At 66.8% G+C, this 21,260-nt stretch carries 20 protein-coding genes; 13 read left to right on the forward strand and 7 right to left on the reverse strand.

The genetic code is table 11. The features are described from left to right. Position 1 precedes the first annotated feature (1 nt). Positions 2-1,891, reverse strand: a complete 1,890-nt coding sequence (gene recQ / locus VFY73_RS00890) for a DNA helicase RecQ (RefSeq protein WP_329716010.1) — start codon at positions 1,889-1,891, stop codon at positions 2-4. Positions 1,892-2,212: 321 nt separating this feature from the next. Between recQ and VFY73_RS00895 the strand changes: the two genes are divergently transcribed. Beyond that, positions 2,213-5,041, forward strand: coding sequence for a TonB-dependent receptor (locus tag VFY73_RS00895; RefSeq protein ID WP_329716011.1), 2,829 nt, complete (start codon positions 2,213-2,215; stop codon positions 5,039-5,041). 203 nt (positions 5,042-5,244) lie between these two features. On the opposite strand, the gene VFY73_RS00900 is transcribed toward VFY73_RS00895, so the two are convergent. After that, positions 5,245-5,478, reverse strand: a complete 234-nt coding sequence (locus VFY73_RS00900; protein ID WP_329716012.1) for a hypothetical protein — start codon at positions 5,476-5,478, stop codon at positions 5,245-5,247. A gap of 96 nt (positions 5,479-5,574) precedes the next feature. On the opposite strand from VFY73_RS00900, the gene VFY73_RS00905 reads away from it, so the two are divergent. Continuing rightward, positions 5,575-5,862, forward strand: coding sequence for a metal-sensitive transcriptional regulator (locus VFY73_RS00905; RefSeq protein ID WP_329716013.1), 288 nt, complete (start codon positions 5,575-5,577; stop codon positions 5,860-5,862). Between the two features lie 8 nt (positions 5,863-5,870). Here the strand turns inward: VFY73_RS00905 and VFY73_RS00910 are convergent, their stop codons facing one another. Continuing rightward, on the reverse strand, positions 5,871-8,222 hold the full coding sequence (locus VFY73_RS00910) for a putative bifunctional diguanylate cyclase/phosphodiesterase (RefSeq protein WP_329716037.1): 2,352 nt from the start codon (positions 8,220-8,222) through the stop codon (positions 5,871-5,873). Between the two features lie 16 nt (positions 8,223-8,238). Beyond that, positions 8,239-8,874, reverse strand: a complete 636-nt coding sequence (locus tag VFY73_RS00915) for a methylamine utilization protein (RefSeq protein ID WP_329716014.1) — start codon at positions 8,872-8,874, stop codon at positions 8,239-8,241. 159 nt (positions 8,875-9,033) lie between these two features. On the opposite strand from VFY73_RS00915, the gene VFY73_RS00920 reads away from it, so the two are divergent. The 5 genes from VFY73_RS00920 to VFY73_RS00940 all read left to right on the forward strand — a co-directional run bounded on the left by VFY73_RS00920 (position 9,034) and on the right by VFY73_RS00940 (position 13,054). Further along, on the forward strand, positions 9,034-9,441 hold the full coding sequence (locus tag VFY73_RS00920) for a thioredoxin family protein (protein ID WP_329716015.1): 408 nt from the start codon (positions 9,034-9,036) through the stop codon (positions 9,439-9,441). 133 nt (positions 9,442-9,574) lie between these two features. Next, positions 9,575-9,982: a hypothetical protein gene (locus VFY73_RS00925; RefSeq protein WP_329716016.1), complete on the forward strand. Its 408-nt coding sequence runs from the start codon at positions 9,575-9,577 to the stop codon at positions 9,980-9,982. A 149-nt stretch (positions 9,983-10,131) separates the two neighbouring features. Continuing rightward, positions 10,132-11,748: a choline dehydrogenase gene (locus VFY73_RS00930; protein ID WP_329716017.1), complete on the forward strand. Its 1,617-nt coding sequence runs from the start codon at positions 10,132-10,134 to the stop codon at positions 11,746-11,748. A 41-nt stretch (positions 11,749-11,789) separates the two neighbouring features. Next, positions 11,790-12,191, forward strand: a complete 402-nt coding sequence (locus tag VFY73_RS00935; RefSeq protein ID WP_329716018.1) for an MAPEG family protein — start codon at positions 11,790-11,792, stop codon at positions 12,189-12,191. A gap of 98 nt (positions 12,192-12,289) precedes the next feature. After that, complete coding sequence (locus VFY73_RS00940; protein ID WP_329716019.1) at positions 12,290-13,054, forward strand: carbonic anhydrase family protein; 765 nt, start codon at positions 12,290-12,292, stop codon at positions 13,052-13,054. A 29-nt stretch (positions 13,055-13,083) separates the two neighbouring features. On the opposite strand, the gene VFY73_RS00945 is transcribed toward VFY73_RS00940, so the two are convergent. Beyond that, on the reverse strand, positions 13,084-14,913 hold the full coding sequence (locus tag VFY73_RS00945) for an ABC transporter ATP-binding protein (protein WP_329716038.1): 1,830 nt from the start codon (positions 14,911-14,913) through the stop codon (positions 13,084-13,086). Between the two features lie 129 nt (positions 14,914-15,042). Here VFY73_RS00945 and VFY73_RS00950 point away from each other — a divergent pair, with 129 nt between their 5' ends. The 4 genes from VFY73_RS00950 to VFY73_RS00965 all read left to right on the forward strand — a co-directional run bounded on the left by VFY73_RS00950 (position 15,043) and on the right by VFY73_RS00965 (position 17,393). After that, positions 15,043-15,354 carry a hypothetical protein gene (locus VFY73_RS00950; RefSeq protein ID WP_329716020.1) on the forward strand — a complete coding sequence of 104 codons (312 nt, stop codon included), beginning with the start codon at positions 15,043-15,045 and terminating at the stop codon, positions 15,352-15,354. A 56-nt stretch (positions 15,355-15,410) separates the two neighbouring features. After that, positions 15,411-15,629 carry a molybdopterin-binding protein gene (locus VFY73_RS00955; RefSeq protein WP_329716021.1) on the forward strand — a complete coding sequence of 73 codons (219 nt, stop codon included), beginning with the start codon at positions 15,411-15,413 and terminating at the stop codon, positions 15,627-15,629. A gap of 16 nt (positions 15,630-15,645) precedes the next feature. Further along, positions 15,646-16,257 carry an RBBP9/YdeN family alpha/beta hydrolase gene (locus VFY73_RS00960; RefSeq protein WP_329716022.1) on the forward strand — a complete coding sequence of 204 codons (612 nt, stop codon included), beginning with the start codon at positions 15,646-15,648 and terminating at the stop codon, positions 16,255-16,257. Positions 16,258-16,385: 128 nt separating this feature from the next. Next, on the forward strand, positions 16,386-17,393 hold the full coding sequence (locus tag VFY73_RS00965; RefSeq protein ID WP_329716023.1) for a sulfate ABC transporter substrate-binding protein: 1,008 nt from the start codon (positions 16,386-16,388) through the stop codon (positions 17,391-17,393). A gap of 49 nt (positions 17,394-17,442) precedes the next feature. Here VFY73_RS00965 and VFY73_RS00970 read toward each other — a convergent pair whose 3' ends face one another. Further along, positions 17,443-18,420 (reverse strand): hypothetical protein, encoded by a 978-nt coding sequence (locus tag VFY73_RS00970; RefSeq protein WP_329716024.1) that lies wholly within the window; start codon positions 18,418-18,420, stop codon positions 17,443-17,445. Between the two features lie 189 nt (positions 18,421-18,609). After that, a complete protein-coding gene (locus VFY73_RS00975) occupies positions 18,610-19,146 on the reverse strand; it encodes a hypothetical protein (protein ID WP_329716025.1) in 537 nt (178 codons plus the stop codon). 328 nt (positions 19,147-19,474) lie between these two features. Here VFY73_RS00975 and cysT point away from each other — a divergent pair, with 328 nt between their 5' ends. Further along, complete coding sequence (gene cysT / locus VFY73_RS00980; RefSeq protein WP_329716026.1) at positions 19,475-20,308, forward strand: sulfate ABC transporter permease subunit CysT; 834 nt, start codon at positions 19,475-19,477, stop codon at positions 20,306-20,308. A gap of 31 nt (positions 20,309-20,339) precedes the next feature. Continuing rightward, entirely contained in the window at positions 20,340-21,251 is a 912-nt protein-coding gene (gene cysW, locus VFY73_RS00985) for a sulfate ABC transporter permease subunit CysW (protein WP_329716027.1), read from the forward strand. Positions 21,252-21,260: the final 9 nt, after the last annotated feature.

Here is a 21,260-nt window from a genome sequence, read left to right on the forward strand (position 1 = left end):
CTCACCCTAGGTCCAACTGTTCCAGAACCTGCAGGATCTGGCGACCGTAGGCCTCCAGCTTCTTGGCCCCGACTCCGCTGATGCCGGCCAGCGCCGCCAGCGAGTCGGGCGCATCGGCAGCCATCTGCGCCAACGTCGCATCGTTGAACACGATGTAGGCCGGCAGGTTGTGCTCCTTGGCGACTTCGCTGCGCCAGGCCTTCAATGCGGCAAAGCGCGCCTGGCCCTGCGTGTCCAGCGTGGCGGCAGCGCGCGGCACCTTGGGCGACGCGCCGGCCTTGCCGCGGGAGCTGCGCGAGCGCGGCGTCGGCTCACGGGCCTCACGCAGCTCGATCTGGACCTCGCCGCGCAGCACCGCGCGGGCGCTTTCGGTCAAGGCCAGCGTGTTGTATTCGCCTTCACTGGCCAGGTGGCCGAGCGCGATCAGTTGCCGGATCACGCCACGCCACTGCGCCTCGCTCAGATCGGCGCCGATGCCGAAGGTCGACAGCTTCTCGTGGCCACGCTCACGGGTCTTGTCCGTCGACTTGCCTCGCAGCACGTCGATCAGGTGGCCGGCACCGTAGCCGATGCCCGAATGCTGGCGAAAGCGGTAGATGCACGACAGCGCCTTGCGCGCCGCTTCGGTCGCGTCCCAGCGCTGCGGCGGGCTGAGGCAGTTGTCGCAGTTGCCGCAGCGGTAGCCGGCGGGCTTGCCTTCGCCGAAATACGCCAGCAAGCGTTGCCGCCGGCAGTCCAGGCTTTCGGCCAGCGCCAGCAGCGCGTCGAGCTTGCCGACCTGCAGGCGCTTGAAGTCTTCGCCGGCGGTGCTCTCGTCGATCATGCGGCGCTGGTTCACCACGTCGGCCAGGCCGTAGGTCATCCAGGCGTCGGCCGGCTCGCCGTCGCGGCCGGCGCGGCCGGTCTCCTGGTAATACCCTTCGATGTTCTTCGGCAAGTCCAAGTGGGCCACGAAGCGCACATCGGGCTTGTCGATCCCCATGCCGAAGGCCACGGTGGCCACCATCACCAGCCCATCCTCGCGCAGGAAGCGATCCTGGTGGCGACGCCGCACGTCGGCGTCGAGCCCGGCGTGGTACGGCAAGGCCGCCAGGCCCTCGCCGCTCAGCCACTCGGCCGTCTCCTCGACCTTGCGCCGGCTCTGGCAGTAGACGATGCCGGCGTCGCCCTCGTGCTCGTCGCGCAGGAAGCGCAACAGCTGGGTGCGTGCGTTGTCCTTCTCGACGATGGTGTAGCGGATGTTCGGCCGGTCGAAGCTCGAGACGAAGGCGCGCGCCTCGGTCAGCTGCAACCGGTCGAGGATGTCGGCGCGGGTGTGCTCGTCGGCGGTCGCGGTCAGCGCGATGCGCGGCACGGTCGGGAAACGATCCGCCAACTGGCCGAGCTGCAGATACTCCTCGCGGAAGTCGTGGCCCCACTGGCTGACGCAGTGCGCCTCGTCGATCGCGATCAGGCTCAATCGCCCACGCTCGTGCAGCGAATCGAGCATCGCCAGGAAGCGCGGGTTCGTGATGCGCTCGGGGGCTGCATACAGCATCACCAGCCGGCCCGACAACAGCTCTCGCTCGACCACCTGCGCACCGGCCGAATCGAGCGTCGAGTTCAGGAAGGCCGCATGCACGCCGGCTTCCTCCAATGCGCCGACCTGGTCGTGCATCAGCGCGATCAGCGGGCTGACCACCACCGTCACGCCCTGCCCGGCGCGGTGGCGGGCGATCGCCGGCACCTGGTAACACAGGCTCTTGCCGCCGCCGGTGGGCATCAGCACCAGCGCGTCGCCGCCGGCAATCACATGGTCGACGATGGCCTGCTGGTGGCCGCGAAACTGGGCATAACCGAAGACCTCGTGCAGCAGGGCGGCCGGGTCGACGGCAGGGGAAGTCGAAAGCATCGGGACGGATGGTAGCGGCTCGTCCTGACGGCACCCTGCCTAGACAAGCCCAGGCCGGCCACACGAGCGCTTACAGAAGTGGCCGCACTTCATCGCCGCTGGCCGCAGTTCGTCGCATCACCTGTGGCGAAAGCGCCAACTCGCGGGTTGGTCCCAGCAACTTCGCCATTGACAGCACCAAACAATCACCGGCACTCGGCGCGCAGCACGGGTGGCAGGCTTTTTGCATCGCGCTGCCGCCGTCGCTTCGCGACGTGAGGGGTGGCGCCCGGCCCACAAGGCGGAACAGGCGCCGCGCAGTGAAATTCGACAGGAGGACACATGTTTCAGCGCACCAAGCTCTGCACGCACTTGTTGCTGGCTTTCGGCGTTATGCCCGCGTTCGCGCAGGACGCCCCCGCCCCCACGCAACGGGTGGAGATCACCGGCTCGTCGATCCGCCGCATCGAGGCCGAAGGGGCGCTGCCCATCACGGTGATCTCGCGCGACGCCATCGACAAGGCGAGTGTGAACACGGTCACCGAGCTGATACAGGCATTACCGGCCATGACCGGTGGCAATTTCACGCAGTCCGCGAGCTCGGTCAACGGCAACGGATTCGGCAACACCACCGCGGCGATTCACGGCCTCGACCAGAAGTACACCCTGGTGCTGCTCAATGGCAGGCGCGTCGCGCCCTTCGGTGGTTTCGGCGCCTCGGGTGGGGATGGTTCGGTGAACCTGTCCAGCCTTCCGCTCGATGCGATCGAGCGGGTCGAGGTGCTGACGGACGGCGCCTCGGCGCTTTACGGTTCCGACGCCATCGCAGGCGTCGTGAACTTCATCACCAAGAAGAACGTCACCGACTTCAGCGTGTTCTTCAACGGCAGCGCCCCTGAACAATCGGGTGGCGGCAAGTGGAGCGCCGGCATCAGCAAGGGCTTCGGAGATCTCGAGGTCGACGGCTACAACTTCCTGCTGTCCTACAGCCACGACGTGCAGGAAGTCCTGATGGCGAGCCAGCGCGATGTCTCCAAGCGCGGCGGCCTCATCACGTTCACGCTCGACGGGCGAAAAGTGGTCTTCGACCAGACCTCCCGCAATACCTTGCCGGGCAACCTCTTCCTCGACAGCGGCGCCGCTTTCAGCCCGTACTTCGACCTGAACGGAAACTGCGGAACGGATCCGGCCGTGTTCGCTTCCGGCACTCGATGCCGGACCAACTATGCCGCGACGGTGCAGAACATCCCGGATTCCGAGCGCGACAGCGTGTACCTTAGCGGCCGGATGAAGCTCGGCGGCGACCACACGCTCTTCGCCGAAGCGCTGTTCTCGAAGTTCGCCATGACCGCGGCGTTCGCGCCACCAGCGCAGCCCATGGGCCTCGGCGACCAGGACATCGCGGGCCGGCCCCTCGACATCCTCTGGGACAAGTACGTCGTTCCCTACCAGGCGTTGACTGGCGACACGAGCACCGGGGCCCAGATGGGCTACCGGGCCATGGAGGCCGGCAACCGCACTGACGAATGGGTGACCGAAGCGCAGCACTACGTGCTTGGCATCGAAGGCACCGCCATGGGCTGGGACTACGGCACCAGCCTCACGTTCTCGTCGAACCAGAGCCAGGACAAGCTCGCCGGCGGCTATCTCGACTTCGAAAAGTTCGTGGACCTGATCAAGACCGGCCAATACGATCCTCTGGTGCCTATTGAAGGTCAGACCCTCGATGCCGCGTTGCTGAGCGGCACCTTCCTGAAGACCGACGTCTCGCAGAACGTGTTCAACCTGCATGCCTCGAAGGACATGTTCGCGCTGCCCGGCGGCAACTCCGTTCTGGGCCTCGGGTTCGATTACGCCCGCCAGAATTTCAAGCAGGAAACCAGCGACCTGGCGCAGTTCGGCAACGGCACGCCGGACCAGGCCGGCGCGACCAACTACGCCGTCGGCGGCTTCTACGGCTACGTGCCGATGGAAGCGAGCCGCAACAACTACGGCCTGTTCGCCGAGCTGCTGATGCCGATCGCGCGAAAGACCGAACTGACGGCCTCGGTTCGCTGGGACCACTACGACAAGGTGCACAACAAGATGCCCTTCAAGCAGGTGGCGAACGACCTCGAGCCGCTGCCAGCCGAGGACGAGGGCAACACCTTCAGCCACGCGACCTACAAGCTGAGCTTCCGCACCCAGCCGGCCGATGGCGTGCTCCTGCGCGGCTCCTTGGGCACGGGATTCAAAGCCCCCTCGGTCAACCAGATCGCGGCGCCGCTCGCGTTCGCGACGAACACTTCGGGAAGCTATGTCTGCCCGTACCCGACACACGCGACGTGCATAGCCAACGGCACCGATCCCGCGCAATGGGACCTCGTCTCGTTGGGTAACCCGGCCAGCGGAAGCGCAGGCCTCAAGGCCGAGACGTCCCGCCAGTGGACCCTGGGCGGGCGTTGGGACGCAGCGCAGATGTTCTCGGTGGGCCTCGACTACTGGGCCGTGAAGCTGAAGGACCAGATCCTGAACGGCATGCCCGAGGGCTACGCGTTCGCCAACGCGGAAGCGCTGCAGGATTTGTTCATCAAAGACTACCGGGACCCGTCGGGGCCCGTCACGATAGCCCTCCTCCAACAGCCGTTCAATGCCGGCAAGGCCAGCTACCAGGGCATCGACTGGGAATTCGACTTCCGCACGGCCACGCCGATCGGGAAGGTGACGGCCAGCCTGAGCGGCACGCACATGCTCAAGGCCGACTACGAACTTCCGGGCGGAAAGCAGACCGACCTCGGCAAGTTCGGTGGCGACAACAACGTCGTCTTCCGCAACGTCATGCGTTTGGCGCTGGGCCTGCAGCATGGCGATTTCACGCACACGGCCGTCGTCAAATACAAGTCGGGCTATGCCGATCAGGCGTTCACCGCGGATTCGGGCAACGTGGTGGATGAAGCGACTGGTGAGGGCGTCGCCTATAACGGCCGCGTGAGCTCCTACACGACCGTTGACTGGCAAACTCGCTGGCAGTACAGCCCGGCCTTGCGCTTCACGGCTGGCATCACCAACCTCTTCGATGAGGAGCCCCCACGCTCGCTCAAGCTCGTAGGCGGCAACCAAGTCGGATACGACAGCCGCTACGCCGATCCGACCGGGCGCGCATTCACACTCGGCGCTTCTTACCGCTTCTGAGTCCTTCTGACTCCGCGGCCGCGAGGCTGACATCCGAAGGCGCCCGCCGAGCAATCGGTGGGCGCCTTTTTCGTTCTTGCCGCGATCGCGCGCATGGTCACCTGACCGTGGACTGAGGCTGGTCGAAGGGGTGGATAAAGTGCAGGCCCAGGCCTCGGACGGCTCGACCAGGATCCGTCGTCGACCAGCGAATCTTCAGGCAGTCAGTGGATGAGCAGCGCCTTCACTATGGGCAAGATTGGCGCCGATACGGGCATATCGACGCCGATGGCTTGTGCCCCAATCAATACGAGTTCGGCGCGGCCCGCCGCCAGCGCTTCGAAGCGAAGTGTCAGCACTTCGCGGGCGGCAGTCCATTCATTCTTGAAGACGACCGTGGCAGTGCCGCGAACGTAAAGAGCCGCAATTCTGCGGCGCCGTGGATCCTCCCGTGTCACCAATCACCCTGGAAATCAGAGGAAACCCGAAGTCCAGCTGCGGCCAGATCGTGCCGACGCAGGAGAATGCCCGTCTCGGTTGCCCGAAATCCCGCCATGGTCACCTTCACCGATGCCAAGACCCGCACCGATCTGCTGAACCGCTTGAAGCGCGCCGAGGGGCAGCTGCGCGGCGTGCAGCGCATGATCGAAGAAGACCAGCCCTGCCTCGATATCGCCGGCCAGCTTGCCGCCGTGCGTAAGGCGCTGGACAGCACCTACGTGCGCCTGACGGTGGGTTACATGCAGCAGGAGCTTGGTGCCCGCCTGGCCAGCAGTGACCGCGGGCTGAGGCTGGTCGAAGTGATGGATGAGGTGCAGACGCTGCTGGGCAAGGTTCGCTGAGGGCCGCGTCAGGCCGGGACGGTGTGGGGCGCCGGCGCCAGCGCCAGGTGGGCCTCGGCCCAGGCCTCGAACGCCTCGACCGGCATCGGCCGGCCGATGTGCCAGCCCTGGGCTTCGTCACAGCCGAGCAATGCGAGCTGACGCAAGATCGCCTCGTTCTCGACCCCCTCGGCGACCACGCTCAGATCCAGGTTGTGCGCCACCTCGATGATCGAACGCACGATCATCGCGTCCTTCGGCACCTTCTCCATCGCCTTGACGAAGGACATGTCGATCTTCAGCTCGTCGACCGGCAGGTTGCGCAGCGTCGCATACGAGCTGTAGCCGGTGCCGAAATCATCGATCGACAGCCTGCAGCCCAGCGCCTTCAGCGCCTGCAAGGTCTGCAGCGCACGCGTGGGGTCGGTCATGATCGCGCTCTCGGTGATCTCGATGCACAGCATTTGCGGCGACACGCCGTGGCGCTGCAGGCGGGCACTCAGGCGCTCGACCAGGTCGGCCTTCAACAGGTCGTGCACCGACAAGTTGATCGACAGGCGCGGCAGCAGGCCGCAGGCCTGCCAGCGCGCCAGCAGACGCGCCGATTCGTCGACCACCCACAAGCTCAACTCGTGGATGAAGCCGGTTTCTTCGGCGAAGGGGATGAACGCCAGCGGCGGCACCAACCCGCGCTCCGGGTGCTGCCAGCGCACCAGCGCCTCGGCGCCGACCAAGGTACCGTCCAGCAGGTGCAGCTTGGGCTGGATGAACAGGCGCAGCTCGTTGTGCTGCAGCGCGCGCCGCATCTCACCCAGCAGCGTCAGCGTCGCCGCGCTGCCGTGGTCGAACGCCGGGTCGTAGGTCAGCCGGCCCGCGCGGCGGTGCTTGGCTTCGTACATCGCCACCTCGGCCCGGCTCAGCAGCGCCTCGGCGTTGGAGGCGTGCTCGGGTGCGCAGGCAATGCCGATGCCGGCGGCGACGTCGACCACGCTGTCGTCCAGCCGCACGGGTTGTTCCAGTGCCGCCATGACCAGGTCGGCGATCGCCTCGGCCTGCGGCCGTCCGGCACCGGGCAGCAGCAACGCGAACTCGTCACCCGACAGCCGCGCCACCATGCTGCCGTGGTGGCTGGCCTGCGCCGCTGCCAGTGCGGCCAGCCGTTCGCCGACCCGCACCAGCAGCCGGTTGCCCATCTGGTAGCCGAGCTTGTCATTGACCTGTTTGATGCGGTCCAGGTCCAGCATCAGCACCGCCACCGGACCGGCCCCCAGCACCTGGCTCAGGCGGCGGCTGAACTGGCTGCGGTTGGGCAAGCCGGTCAGGTCGTCCAGGTACAGGCGGCGCCGCGTCACCTCGCGCATGCCGTCGAACGCAGTGGCCAGCTCGCCCAGCTCGTCGCGGCGATCAGGGTGGCCCACCGGCGTGTCGAAATCGCCCTGGCCCAGACGCCGGCTGGCCTCGACCAACGCGCGCAATGGCTGTGTCACACGGCGCGCAGTCCACACGCTGCCGATCGCAAACACCGTCGCGCCGAGCAGCGTGATGCCCAGCAGCACCGCCTGCAGCCGGCGGTAGGGCGCCACGGTCTCGTCGACCGAACGCACCAGCATGGCGCGCAGCTCACCGGCCGGCGTGCGTGTCAGCACGCTGCTGCGGCCCTCCAGTGTTTCGCCCCCGGCCTCGAATTCGGCCGGGCCCAGCGGCGGCAACTGGGTCAGGTGGAGGTTCTGCGACGCCGCCAGGGTGCTTTGCACCACCCGTGCCGGAGCTCCGGCGGGTTGGGCCAGCAATGCTAGGTGCAGGCCGGACAAGGCGCGCAGATCCTCGCCCAGCGTGTGGTCGACGGCAAAGCCCATCACCACCCACCCGATCTCCAGCGGCGCCTTCATCGGCACGACGACGAACTGGTACGGCCGCTCGCCGACCAGCACCAGCTGCCCGGTGACGGGCAGCCGGCCGCCCGCCGCCGCAACGGCCAGGCGCTGGCGCAGCGGCTGCACCGCTTCACCGCCGCGGTTGCCGGCGGCGCGCAACGTGAAGTCACGCTCCAGCAACGCCGTGACACCGGCACCGATGCGCGCACCATGGTTGTCCAGCGCCGAACGGATGGTCTCGTTGTCACCCGACAGCACCGCTTCGCGGAAACCGTAGTCGGCCGCCAGCAAGGTGGCGGCCTGGGTCAGCGCCTGGGCGTTCTGGTCCAGCAAGCGGCCGAGCAGGCGCTCGCCGACCTGCAACTGGTCGGCCAGCTGTGCCCGCGCGTTGGCATCGATGCTGTGGCGGATGGTGAAGAAGCCGGCCAGCTGGACCACCAGCAACAGGCCGAGAAAGATCGTGACGATCCGGCCGGCCAGGCCGGTCAACGGCCGGTGTGGGCGCATCACGGGCGTGCCCCTGTCACCGGCTGGCCACCGGCAGGCTGGCCACCAGGTCCAGCGAATCCGCCGCGACCGTGACAGCCTGCTCGATGCCGGTCGAACCGGCGGGCAGGTCGGGGTGCCAGCTGCGCAGCACATAACTGCCCGGCGGCACATCGGCCAGCATGGCGCGCCCACCAGCCAACGTCTTGGCATACCAGGGTGTGTCGCTGACGACGATCCAGCCGACCATCGCGTCGTGGATGTTGCAGCCCAGCACCACCAGCCCGGCGTGGTCGAATTCGATCGGGTTCTCCGGCCGCCCGACGTAGAGCTTCAGCTCGAACTTCTTGGCCGGTGAGAACGAGTACACATGGTGGCGCACCGTGTCCTGGTTCGGGAACTGCACCTTGGTGCCAACCGGCACCACCGTCACCGCCGGCACGAAGCGCCGGCCCTGCTGCGCGATGTCGACCTGGGCCAGTGGCTTGACGACCGCCCTGGCACCTTGCGGCTCCAGCAGCACCACCACGTCGGCCAATGGCTGGCCACCCTTGCCCTGGGCCCGCACCTCCACCGTGGCCGCGTCAGCGACGGTGGCCATCGCGGCAAGGGCCGCCACTGCCAGCGGCGGGCAGGCAGTGGCGCAGCGGGACAAGAAACGAAGAACGGTCATCGGCGGCAAGGGGCAGGCAAAGGCGTCTCGGCACGGTTGCCCTCGCAGCGGGCAGGCCGGGGCGGCGGCCCGGCGGCCGCATCGACCCGTTTTCGGCCAACCACCCGGCGGCTTGAGCCGCTCGGCCACCGGCGAGCGGTGCAATGGCACACTCGGCAGATGCCCGCTGCCGACGCTTCCCCTTCACCCTGGCTGGTGGCCTGCCTGTGCGCCGCCTGGTGCCGCACTTGCGACGATTACCGGACGGTGATGGCCGAGGCGGCGCACGCCCACCCAGGCCTGCAGTTCGCCTGGGTCGACATCGAAGACCATGCCGATGCGCTGGACGACTCGGAAGGGGCGGCCGAAGACATCGAGAACTTTCCGACGCTGCTGCTGGCCCGTGCAGGCACGCCGCATTTCTTCGGCACGCTGCTGCCGCATGCCGGGGTGCTGAACCGCCTGCTGGCCCAGGCCCTGGCCGGCGAACTGCCGCCGCTGGCCGACGCCACCGCGCGCCGCATGACCGACGCGGTGGTGCGCCTGGTCCATGACCAGCCACAGCAGGTGCAAGTGGCCGCGGACTGAGCGCCTGAGGCTGCGCCCCCACGGTCGGCCGGGTGCGCTGATTGCTCCTTTTCTGGGACTTGTTCATCAGGCCTGAGCGCCCACCGGCCCACAACACCGCCGGCGAGCAACCGGGCCCCGGAAGGAGATCACCATGCATCGAATCGCACCGCTGGTCCGTGGACTGCTCGTTCCGATCCTGCTCGGCTCCACCGTCGGGAGCTGGGCGGTCGCGGCCAATGTGCCCTACATCAACGGCGGCATCGGCCGCGGTGAGGTCAAGCGCATCGAGGCCAGTCAAGGTGAGTACAACCTGCGCCTGACCTTTTCCGAAGGGCCGAAGAACGAGTACGTGACCAACGTGGTCCTGCGCATCGCCGACAGCCAGGGCCGCACCGTGCTGGCGCTGGACGATGCCGGGCCATTGACGCAGGTCAAACTGGCGCCGGGTCGCTACTCGGTCAGCACCCGCTACGGCGACAACGAGCGCACCCAGGCGGTCGAGGTGCGCGCCGGCGCGCCGTCCGAGCTGAACCTGCACTACCAGCCACCTGCCAAATGAGCCCCGCCGGCGCGCGCCTCGCCCCGGGTTGAGATGCCTCTCTAAATTCCGCCGGGACTCGCCCCTATGGACGGGGTGCAAGCCTGGGCATCCAATCCACGCCGATCGGTGACGCAGCCCGCGCGCCGGCGCTGGGGGATGCGAGCGCAATGGAGTTTGACTATCTGGTGATCGGTGCTGGCTCGGCGGGCAGCGTGCTGGCCGGCCGCCTGAGCGAGGACGCGAACTGCCGCGTCGGCCTGCTCGAAGCGGGCCCGCCCGACAAGAGCGTGCTGATCCAGTGCCCCGCGGGGTTGGCGGTGCTGGCCAAGAATGGTCAAGCCAATTGGGCTTTCGAGACCGTGCCGCAGCGTGGCCTGAACGGCCGCCGCGGCTACCAGCCGCGCGGCAAGGTGCTGGGCGGTTCGAGCTCGGTCAACGCCATGGTCTACATCCGCGGCCAGCGCGAGGACTACGACCACTGGGCCGCCGCCGGCAACCCCGGCTGGGGCTTCAGCGACGTGCTGCCCTACTTCCTGCGTGCCGAGCACAACGAACGCGGCGCCAGCGAATGGCACGCCACCGGCGGCCCGTTGAACGTGATGGATCTGCGCAGCCCGAACCGGCACACGCCGGCCTTCATCCAGGCTGGCCAGCAAGCCGGTTTCGCGCTGAACAACGACTTCAACGGCGCGTCCCAGGAAGGTGTCGGCCCCTACCAGGTCACGCACAAGAACGGCGAGCGTCACAGCGCCGCCAAGGCCTACCTGACACCGGTGCTGGGCCGGCCCAACCTCGAGGTCATCACCGGCGCGCATGTGCTGCGCATCGTGCTCGAAGGCGGCCGCGCGGTCGGCGTCGAGGTGCTGCGCGGCGGCCGGCGGGTGACGCTGAAGGCACGACGCGAAGTGCTGCTGTCGGCCGGTGCGCTGCAATCGCCGCAGTTGCTGATGCTGTCGGGCATCGGCCCGGTGGCCGAACTCCAGCGCCATGGCATCGCCGTGCAACATGCGCTCGAAGGCGTGGGCCAGAACCTGCACGATCACGTCGACGTGGTGCAGGTCGTCGATGCGCCGACGCAGAAAGACCTCTTTGGCCTGTCGCTCAGCGGCCTGGCCAGCGTCTGGCAGGGCCTGGGCCAATGGCGCAGCGAACGCAAGGGGCTGCTGACGACCAACTTCGCCGAGGCCGGCGCCTTCCTGCGCAGCCGCCCTGAAGAGCCGCTGCCGGACCTGCAGCTTCATTTCGTCGTCGGCAAGCTGGTCGACCATGGCCGCAAGACCGTCTTCGGCCATGGCTACTCGTGCCATGTCTGCTTGCTGCAGCCCAAGAGCCGCGGTCAGTTGACGTTGGCTAGCCGCGACCCGATGGCGGCACCGAAGATCGACCCCAATTTCCTCGGCGACGACGACGACACCGCGCGCCTGGTGCGGGGCTTCAAGTTGATGCGCCACATCCTGCAGCAGCCAGCGATGGCGGCATTGGGCGGGCGCGAGCTGGCGGCGTCGGCCAGCGCGCGCAGCGACAGCGAGATCGAGTCCTTCATCCGCAACCGCGCCGACACGATCTACCACCCGGTCGGCACCTGCCGAATGGGGCCAAGAGAGGGCAGCGACAACGGCGCGGTGGTCGACAGCCGGCTGCGCGTGCACGGCGTGCCGGGGCTGCGGGTGGTCGACGCGTCGATCATGCCGCGCATCGTCAGCGGCAACACCAATGCACCGACGATCATGATCGCCGAGAAGGCGGTCGACATGATCCGCGAAGACGCACGCCAGGCGGCCTGAAACGCCAACGGCCGCACTGCCACCACGACAAGGGATCCTTGATGACCGTGCCACTGCAGTTGCTGGTTTGCATGACGGTGTTCACCTGGGTCGTGCTGATGCTGGCCAGCCTGGCCAAGGCCCGCGCATGGACGCCGCGCGGCATGCTGCTGGCCTTCGGCAACCGGGCCGACATGCCCGAGCCCTCAGCCGCCGCGGCACGGCTCGATCGCGCGGCGCGCAACACGCTGGAGAACTTCCTTCTCTTCGCGGCTCTGGTGCTGGCAGCCGATGCGGCCCACGTCGACACGCCGCTGGTCACGCTCGGCGCCCAGCTCTTCGCCGGGTCGCGCATCGCCTTCGTGCTGGTCTACTGGGCCGGCATCCCCTACCTGCGCACGGCCGTCTGGACGGTCGGCGTGGTCGGCATGGGCCTGATCGCCGCAGCGATGCTGGGGCGCTGAGCCGCGCCGCCAAGAACCCTGGGCAAGCCGCGGCCCCGCAGCTTGCCCTCCAGGCGGGTGTTAGCGTTCGGCTCCCGCATCTACCGAACCGCTTGCCCATGACATCGACATTGAAGGCCCCTGCGTTGGTGGCCGCCATGCTCACCATCGTCGGCTTCGTGCCGGCACACGCTGCCGACGCCCCCCATTGGGGCTACGAAGGCCACGGCAGCGCAGCCCACTGGGCCGAGCTGGACCCGGCATTCAAGAGCTGCAGGCTTGGCAAGCACCAGTCGCCGATCGACATCGACAGCCGCAAGGTCGCCAAGGCGCCCAGCGCCCCGCCGCTGGCCATCCACTACGCCAGCGGCCCTGGCACGGTGGTCAACAACGGCCATACGGTCCAGGTGAACCTGGCGTCACCGGGCACCATCACGCTGGGCGGCACCGAGTACAAGCTGCTGCAGTTCCATTTCCACACGCCCAGCGAAGAGAAGATCGACGGCCGCGACTACCCGCTCGTCGCGCACCTGGTGCACAAGAGCGCCCAAGGGCAGCTCGCGGTGATCGCGGTGCTGTTCGAGCTCGGCAAGGAGAACGCCACGCTGAAGCCGGTCTTCGACCAGTTGCCGGCCAAGGAAGGCGACAGCGTCAAGCTCGCGGCCGACATCGACCCGGCCAGCCTGCTGCCCGCCGACCGCAGCCACTACAGCTTTGCCGGCTCGCTAACGACGCCGCCGTGCAGCGAAGAGGTCCGCTGGCAGGTGCTGAAGACGCCGGTCGAGTTTTCGAGCGCGCAGTTCGCGTCGTTCAAGAAGCTCTACACGATGAACGCGCGCCCGGTGCAGCCGTTGAACGGCCGCAAGGTCGTGATCGGCCACTGAAACCGGCGGCCGGCGAGGCGAACGGCGAACTACTCCTCGCCGAGGAAGCCGCCGCTCTGGTGCGCCCACAACCGCGCATACAGGCCGCCTTGCGCCAGCAGGCTCTTGTGGTCGCCCTGCTCGACGATGCGGCCACTGTCCATCACGATCAGCCGGTCCATCGCGGCGATCGTCGACAAGCGGTGCGCGATCGCGACCACCGTCTTGCCCTCCATCAGCCGGTACAGGCTTTGCTGAATCGCGGCCTCGACCTCGCTGTCGAGGGCGCTGGTCGCTTCGTCCAGCAGCAGGATCGGCGCATCCTTCAGCATCACCCGCGCAATGGCCACACGCTGGCGCTGGCCGCCTGAGAGCTTGACGCCGCGCTCGCCGACGTGCGCGTCGTAGCCGGTGCGCTTTTTCGGGTCGACCAGCGTCTCGATGAAGGCATGGGCCTCGGCGCGCCGGGCCGCATCGAGCATCTGTTCCTCGGTCGCACCCGGCCGCCCGTAGACGAGGTTCTCGCGCACGGAACGGTGCAGCAGCGAGGTGTCCTGCGTGACCATGCCGACGTGGGCGCGCAGGCTGTTTTGCGTGACGCCGGCAATGTCCTGCCCATCGATCAGGATGCGGCCGGATTCGAGGTCGTAAAAACGCAGCAGCAGGTTCACCAGGGTCGACTTGCCCGCGCCGGAACGGCCGACCAGACCGATCTTCTCGCCCGGCCGGATCGTCAGGCTGAAGTCGTCGATCACGGCACGCCCGGCCTGGCCGTAGCCGAAACGCACCTGCTCGAAGCGCACTTCGCCGCGCGGCACCTGCAGCTCGGTGGCATCCGGCTTGTCGACCACCGCGGCGTGGCGGGTCAACGTGTTGATGCCGTCGGCAACGGTGCCGACCTGCTCGAACAGCGTCGCCATCTCCCACATGATCCAGTGCGAGATGCCGTTCAGCCGCAGCGCCATCGCGGTGGCCGCTGCCACCGCGCCGATGCCGGCACTGCCCTGCGTCCACAGCCACAGTGTCGCACCGGCCGTGGCCAGCACCAGGCCCATGCTGAGCAGGTGGATCACGATCTCGAGCCCGGTCACCAGCCGCATCTGGCGATAGGCGATGCCCATGAAGTCCTGCATCGCACCACGCACGTAGCCCGACTCGCGGCCGGCATGCGAGAACAGCTTGACGGTGGCGATGTTGGTGTACGCGTCGGAGATGCGGCCGACCATCAGCGCCCGCGCATCGGCCTGCTCGCGCGCCACCTTGCCGAGTCTCGGCACGAAATAGAACAGCGCCGCGATGTACAGCGCGAGCCAGCCGAAGAACGGCAACAACAGCTTCGCATTGACGCCGCCGACCACCGCCATCATCGTGACGAAGTAGATGACGATGAAGACCAGGATGTCGGTCACCGTCATCACCACGTCGCGCACCGCCAGCGCGGTCTGCATCACCTTGGTCGCCACCCGGCCGGCGAACTCGTCCTGGTAGAACGACATGCTCTGGCCCAGCATCTGGCGGTGGAAGTTCCAGCGCAACCGCATCGGGAAGTTGCCGTTCAGCGTCTGGTACTTGGCCAGTGCCTGCCAGGCCACCAGCAAGGGGCTGGCCAGCAGCACCGCGGCCAGCAGGTACAGGCGGCCCTGCTCCTGCGGCCACCACTTCGCCGGCTCGATGGTCGACAGGCCGTCGACGATCTGGCCAAGGAACGCGAACAACAGCGCTTCGAACGCACCGATCAACGCAGTCAGCGTGGTCATCACGGCCACGTAGCGACGCACCCCGGTGGTGTTGGCCCACAGAAAGGCCCACAGGCTCGTCGGCGCGGGTGGCGGCACGGCATCGGGGTAAGGGTCGACGAGGCGCTCGAAATAGGCGAACACGGCGGTGGCAAGGGGCAAAGAAGGGCCGGCCAGGGTAGCCGAAGTGCGGCCACCGCATATTCGATGGGCCGATATGGTTGGCCGATTTCCTTCCTTCTCTTTTGGATGGGCGGTGACCACCATCGGCACATGACCACCGCCACAGCCACCACTGCGGAGGCGCTCGCCACCCAGGCGTTGGCGCTTCCTTGTACCGGCCAGTCGCTGCGCACCGCGCTGCAAGCACGCGACCTGCGCATGCTGGACGACATGATTCGCCCTCTGCGTGTGGCCGGCTACCGCTTCGAGCCGCTGCAGCTGGCCATCGAGTTGCTGCAAAGCGGCTGTGCCTCGGTGGCTGATGCCTTCGGACACCGCGTGCGGGTGCGTGTGTGCGTGCCGCCGTGCGAGGCGCCGATGAAGGGGCGTGAAGCGTCGCGCGCGTTCACGCCGGCGCCCTGAGTTTTCCAGCGGCCATCTGGCCACCCCGTCGTCCTGCAATCCAGAAAGAGCATCCCATGAGCATCCTCGCCGTCAATGCCCGCAACCAGTTCCGCGGCAAGGTCAAAGAGATCATCGAGGGCCCGGTCGTCTCCGAAGTCGATGTCGAGACTCCGGCCGGCCTGATCGTGACCTCGGTCATCACGACCCGCTCGGTGCACGAGCTGGGCCTGCGCGTCGGCCGTGACGTCGTCGCGCTGGTCAAGTCGACCGAGGTGTCGATCGCCACCCTCTGAGCGAAGGAGGAGCCCCATGCCGAGTCTCACGAAGATCACCTCGAACCAGCCGCAGATCCGCCTGTTGGTCATTCCCGGGCTGCATGGCAGCGGGCCCGACCATTGGCAAACCTGGCTGCAGGCCCAGCAACCGGACGCCGTGCGCATCGGCGTCGAAGACTGGGGCCATGCCGACCTGGACCGCTGGGCCGGCGCGATCGACGACACGCTGCGCCGGCACCGGGCCGACGCGTGGATCGCCGTCGCCCACAGCTTCGGCTGCCTGGCACTGGTTCACCACGCCGCGCATGGCGGACGCGGCGTGCAGGGGGCGCTGCTCGCGGCGCCGGCCGCTCCCGAGCACTTCGGCCTCGATGAAGGCGCGCTGAGCCACGCGCTGCCTTTTGCGTCGACGCTGGTCGTCAGCGCCAGCGACCCCTGGATGTCGCATGCCGATGCGCTGTATTTCGGCCGCCGCTGGGGCAGCGAAGTGATCGAACTCGGCGAGGCAGGCCACATCAACCCGGCGGCCGGCTATGGCCCCTGGCCCGACGCACTGGCCTGGACACGCACGCATGCGCAGCGCGTGGCCGCGACCTTGCACCCGCGGGCCCGTGCCGCCACACCGGCGCTCGGCTTCGCGGTCTGAACGCCCGCACCAGACGCGGTGCGCATAAGCAGCGACGTTTTGATTCGTTCCTTGGACACCGGGGCCTTCCTAGCATGGGCGGGCCTGCCGTCTCGGCAGCCGATCCCATCCAAGGAATGCTTCCCACCATGCTGTACCGCCTGCTGACAACCGCTGCCGCCTGCCTCGTCCTGCTGACTTCGCCGGTTGCCCAGGCCAAGGACGTGACACTGCTCAACGTCTCCTACGACCCGACGCGCGAGCTGTACCAGGACTTCAACAAGGCGTTCGCCACCTACTGGAAAGGCAAAACCGGCGACACCGTCACCGTCAAGCAATCGCATGGCGGCTCCGGCAAGCAGGCCCGGTCGGTGATCGACGGGCTGGAGGCCGATGTCGTGACGCTCGCGCTGGCCTACGACATCGACGAGCTGAACGCGAAGGGCCAGCTGATACCGGCCACCTGGCAGAAGCGCCTGGCCCACAACGCCAGCCCCTACACCTCGACCATCGTGTTCCTGGTGCGCAAGGGCAACCCGAAGGGCATCAAGGACTGGAACGACCTGGTCAAGCCCGGCATCGAAGTCATCACGCCGAACCCGAAGACCAGCGGCGGTGCGCGCTGGAACTACCTGGCCGCCTGGGGCTACGCGCTGAAGGCGCCGGGCGGCAACGAAGCCAAGGCAAAGGAGTTCGTCAACGCGCTGTACAGGAACGTGCCGGTGCTTGACAGCGGCGCCCGCGGCTCGACCACGACTTTCGTCGAACGGGGCATCGGCGACGTCTTCATCTCGTGGGAAAACGAAGCCTTCCTGGCGGTGAAGGAGCTGGGGCCGGACAAGTTCCAGATCATCGTGCCGTCGGTCAGCATCCTCGCCGAGCCGCCGGTGGCCTGGGTTGACAAGGTGGTCGACAAGCACGGCACACGCGACGTCGCCAAGGCCTACCTCGAGTACCTGTATTCGCCCGAAGGCCAGAAGATCGCCGGCGACAACTACTACCGGCCGACCGATCCCAAGGTCGCGGCGCAGTTCGACAAGCTGTTCCCGAAGATCAACCTGTTCACGATCGACGAGGTGTTCGACGGCTGGGCCAAGGCGCAAAAGGCCCACTTCGCCGACGGCGGCGTGTTCGACTCGATCTACGCGAAGAAATAAACGAAAAAGCCGCGAGCGGGCAACCCGCTCGCGGCGTCGGATGACAAGGTCAGAAGCAGGGGCCGCCGGGCACGTCGCGGCACCACCCTTGTTCGTTGACCCAGGTGTCGATGACCTTCATGTTCTTCTCTTTGGTGTCGTTGTGGGTCGCCTTGATGAAGCCTTCAACCTTCCAACTGAGGTTGTACTTCGGGATGCGCAGCGGGATCGCCATCGTGGTTCCCGTCGTCGCCGTGCCGTTGGTCTTCCAGAGGTAGGTGGTGCTGGACTGGATCGGGCTGGCCGTGAACCTGACGTAGCGAGCGTCCTGGGTCGAGGTATAGCCGACGGTCGGCACCGCCACGGAGGCACGCTGACGCGAGTACGTGGTCAGGTTCGATTCCCACCAAGCTAGGTTGGTCACGTAGTTCGTCGCGTCCGTGCCGGCGTTCACCGCTGTGAGGAATTCATAGATGGTGGGCAGGCGTCCCGCGTTCGTCTGGAAGGCACCGTTGATCTTCGAAATCAGGCTCGACGTATAGAGGGTGGTGATTTCCGGCGTCGTTCCGCAAGTATCTTTCTCGACGCTGTCTCGCTGCATGGTGATGCTGCGCTTGAGGGCGTCAAGCAGGAGCCCGGGCAGCGGATCTTCCTTATCTGCATAGCCTTCGACAAAAGCATAGTAGGAGTTCGCCGTCGCGTAGCACTGCGCATACTCGGTCGGGAAGAACAGCGGATTGAAGCTGGACTTGCAGGCGTCCTTCATGTCCGACAGGAATTGGCCATTGCAGCTGGAATACGTGGAGCCCAGCGTCGTATAGCACTTATCGTGGCGATTGCACGACGACGTGAAAGTGGGCTTGAAGATACCGATATTGAGAAAGACATAGCTACCATCAACGCCCTGATACGTTGTGGTGCAACCGTCGCCGATGCCAGGCTGATTGACCGCGTTGCTCGGCGCGCAGATATTGCCGCCAGCCACGGCTTGGCTGGCTGCAGCAGCCAACACCGAAACGGTCAATGCTGCCCGTACGAGATTCCTCATGAAGACTCCCCCTTGAGTTAGGTTTTCGCCGGCACACCTTCGGCCGGCATGGGATTCGCATTTCACCACGGGAACACCGATATTCAATCGCCTCCAGCTGCAGGTTTTGTTGGTTCGCACAGCGTCATGTGGGCGTCAATCCAAAGAACGCGGCCGCGGGCACGCGGCCAGTTGCGACAACGTAAGGCCTCAGTTCACGCTGGGTGTCGCCTTCGAACTGACGATCGAGACAATCTGCTCGTAGCTGCGCTTGCCGACCGATTCGCTCAGGCTGTTCATCCCTTGGACGGTGCTGGCGGAGTAGTCGCTGGCAGTCATTTCCTTGCCGCGGTAGCTGATGCTCACGCCCAGCCTGTCCTTGCCGGCGAGAAAGCCCAACCCGAGGCGAACCCCGGGCGGCCGCTGGCGGAAGTCGACGATCGTGACCTCGGCCGTCTCGCTGTCGGACAGCGTGTAGCCACCTTTGGCCACGGCCTTGGCGTAGGCCTCTTCGATCAGCGGCGGCACCTTGTCGTTGGCGGTGCAGGCTTCCTTGCACTGCCACTTGATCACGAGCTTGGGCAACTGGCCCTTGGTGGCCGCGGCTGCCGGTGCGGTGGGTGCGGCGGCTGCGGTGGTGGATGGCGCGGGGTCGGCGGCCGGCGCTTCCGGCGTTGTCTGCGCCTGGCTCACGGCGACCAGTGACAGGCACAGCGCGGCGCCCACGATGGATTGGTTGAAGTGCATCGCTTCCTTCCTGAAGATCGTCTCGGAAAAGCCAGCCTTTTAGCACCCGGTCGCACGGCCTAACATCCCGAATCAGCGGCCAAGTGAATCAAATCGTTGCCTGCAGACCCCGGCCGCAGACGACTCGCCCGGCCCAAGCCAAAGGGGCGGCGGCGCGTCGTGTGGATGTTTCCAGAGTGCCCCCATCGCCTTTGCGCGCGCTGTCGAGCGGTAGTCGTCGCATATGCAAGCGCGTTTTGCTTCGTTCCTTGCGAGAGCGACGCTGCCTAGCATCACGGCACGCTGATCGAAATGCGCTCTCGTCCTGAAGAGCCCGGCGTTGACCACCGTGTTTCTTTCCCGCACCCTCCTCAAGCGCCACAGCGTGCTGCCAGGTTTCGACCTCGCACTCGGCTTTGCGCTGATGTATTTATGCCTGGTCGTCCTGATCCCACTGTCGGCGGTGTTCTTGAAGACCTTCACGCTGACCTGGGCCGCGTTCTGGGACACGGTGACGTCGGACCGGGTCGTCGCCTCGTACCGGCTGACCTTCGGCACCGCGTTCGCCGCGGCGCTGGTCAACGCGGTGTTCGGGCTGCTCGTGGCTTGGGTGCTGGTGCGCTACCGCTTCCCGTTCAAGCGTGTGATCGACGCCCTGGTCGACCTGCCGTTTGCCCTGCCCACCGCGGTGGCCGGCATCGCGCTGACCTCGCTGTACGCGACCAACGGCTGGATCGGCCAGTGGCTGCCGTTCAAAGTGGCCTTCAAGCCGCAGGGCGTGTTCGTCGCGCTGACCTTCATCGGCCTGCCCTTCGTCGTGCGCACGGTGCAACCGGTGCTCGAAGACCTGCAGAAGGAGCTGGAAGAAGCCGCGGCCACGCTGGGCGCGTCGCGCCTGCAGACCTTCCAGCACGTGATCCTGCCGACATTGATGCCGGCGCTGCTGACCGGCTTTGCGCTGGCGTTTGCCCGAGCGCTCGGTGAATACGGCTCGGTGATCTTCATCGCCGGCAACATGCCGATGGTCAGCGAGATCACGCCGCTGCTGATCATCACGAAGCTCGAGCAGTACGACTACGCCGGCGCCACCGCGATCGCGGCCGTGATGCTGGTGATTGCCTTCTCGCTGCTGCTGGCGATCAACCTGGTGCAGGCCTGGGCGCGCAAGCGCCAAGGTCGGTGACACCTCGCCTTTGAACGAAGTAGTAGCCATCATGACCACCGCCTCCGCCACCCTGTCCTCACCCGCCGCCCGGGCCCAGCGTGCACCCACCCGATCGGCGCTGGCCGCCACCACCGAATCCGCCTGGGTCCGTTGGACGCTGATCGGCATCGCCGGTCTGTTCCTCGCACTGTTCCTGTTCGTGCCACTGGCCGCGGTGTTCCACGAGGCCTTCAAGAAGGGCGTCGAGGTCTACCTGGCGGCGATCGTCGAGGCTGACGCCGTGTCGGCCATCAAGCTGACGTTGCTGGCGGCCGTCATCTCGGTGCCGTTGAACCTGGTTTTCGGCATCGCCGCGGCCTGGGCGATCGCGAAGTTCGACTTCCGCGGCAAGAACCTGCTGCTGACGCTGATCGACCTGCCGTTCTCGGTCAGCCCGGTGATCGCCGGGCTGATCTACATGCTGGTGTTCGGCCTGCAGGGCTGGTTCGGCGAATGGCTGCGCGATCATGACCTGCGGATCGTCTTTGCGGTGCCCGGCATCGTGCTGGCCACCGTCTTCGTGACCTTCCCGTTCATCGCTCGCGAATTGATCCCGCTGATGCAGGCGCAAGGCCAGGAGCAGGAAGAGGCCGCGCGGGTGCTGGGCGCCTCGGGCTGGCAGATCTTCTGGCGCGTGACGCTGCCCAACGTGAAATGGGCGCTGCTGTACGGCGTGATCCTGTGCAACGCACGGGCGATGGGTGAGTTCGGCGCGGTGTCGGTGGTGTCGGGCCACATTCGCGGCGCGACCAACACGATGCCGCTGCACATCGAGATTCTCTACAACGAGTACCAGTTCGCGGCGGCGTTCGCCGTGGCCTCGCTGCTCGCCGGCCTGGCGTTGGTGACGCTGGTGCTGAAGTACATCGTCGAACAACGTGTCAAGCACGAAAAGGCCGTCGCTGGCGCGGCGCACGAGTGAAGCCCAGAG

Source organism: Ideonella sp. (assembly GCF_036277275.1).
Lineage (GTDB): Bacteria > Pseudomonadota > Gammaproteobacteria > Burkholderiales > Burkholderiaceae_C > Ideonella.

Bases quoted from the DNA above. Each gene is read 5' to 3' on its own strand.
- recQ (WP_329716010.1), bottom strand. From the start codon at position 1,891: ATGCTTTCGACTTCCCCTGCCGTCGACCCGGCCGCCCTGCTGCACGAG.
- VFY73_RS00895 (WP_329716011.1), top strand. From the start codon at position 2,213: ATGTTTCAGCGCACCAAGCTCTGCACGCACTTGTTGCTGGCTTTCGGC.
- VFY73_RS00905 (WP_329716013.1), top strand. From the start codon at position 5,575: ATGGTCACCTTCACCGATGCCAAGACCCGCACCGATCTGCTGAACCGC.
- VFY73_RS00910 (WP_329716037.1), bottom strand. From the start codon at position 8,222: ATGCGCCCACACCGGCCGTTGACCGGCCTGGCCGGCCGGATCGTCACG.
- VFY73_RS00915 (WP_329716014.1), bottom strand. From the start codon at position 8,874: ATGACCGTTCTTCGTTTCTTGTCCCGCTGCGCCACTGCCTGCCCGCCG.
- VFY73_RS00920 (WP_329716015.1), top strand. From the start codon at position 9,034: ATGCCCGCTGCCGACGCTTCCCCTTCACCCTGGCTGGTGGCCTGCCTG.
- VFY73_RS00925 (WP_329716016.1), top strand. From the start codon at position 9,575: ATGCATCGAATCGCACCGCTGGTCCGTGGACTGCTCGTTCCGATCCTG.
- VFY73_RS00930 (WP_329716017.1), top strand. From the start codon at position 10,132: ATGGAGTTTGACTATCTGGTGATCGGTGCTGGCTCGGCGGGCAGCGTG.
- VFY73_RS00935 (WP_329716018.1), top strand. From the start codon at position 11,790: ATGACCGTGCCACTGCAGTTGCTGGTTTGCATGACGGTGTTCACCTGG.
- VFY73_RS00940 (WP_329716019.1), top strand. From the start codon at position 12,290: ATGACATCGACATTGAAGGCCCCTGCGTTGGTGGCCGCCATGCTCACC.
- VFY73_RS00950 (WP_329716020.1), top strand. From the start codon at position 15,043: ATGACCACCGCCACAGCCACCACTGCGGAGGCGCTCGCCACCCAGGCG.
- VFY73_RS00955 (WP_329716021.1), top strand. From the start codon at position 15,411: ATGAGCATCCTCGCCGTCAATGCCCGCAACCAGTTCCGCGGCAAGGTC.
- VFY73_RS00960 (WP_329716022.1), top strand. From the start codon at position 15,646: ATGCCGAGTCTCACGAAGATCACCTCGAACCAGCCGCAGATCCGCCTG.
- VFY73_RS00965 (WP_329716023.1), top strand. From the start codon at position 16,386: ATGCTGTACCGCCTGCTGACAACCGCTGCCGCCTGCCTCGTCCTGCTG.
- VFY73_RS00970 (WP_329716024.1), bottom strand. From the start codon at position 18,420: ATGAGGAATCTCGTACGGGCAGCATTGACCGTTTCGGTGTTGGCTGCT.
- VFY73_RS00975 (WP_329716025.1), bottom strand. From the start codon at position 19,146: ATGCACTTCAACCAATCCATCGTGGGCGCCGCGCTGTGCCTGTCACTG.
- cysW (WP_329716027.1), top strand. From the start codon at position 20,340: ATGACCACCGCCTCCGCCACCCTGTCCTCACCCGCCGCCCGGGCCCAG.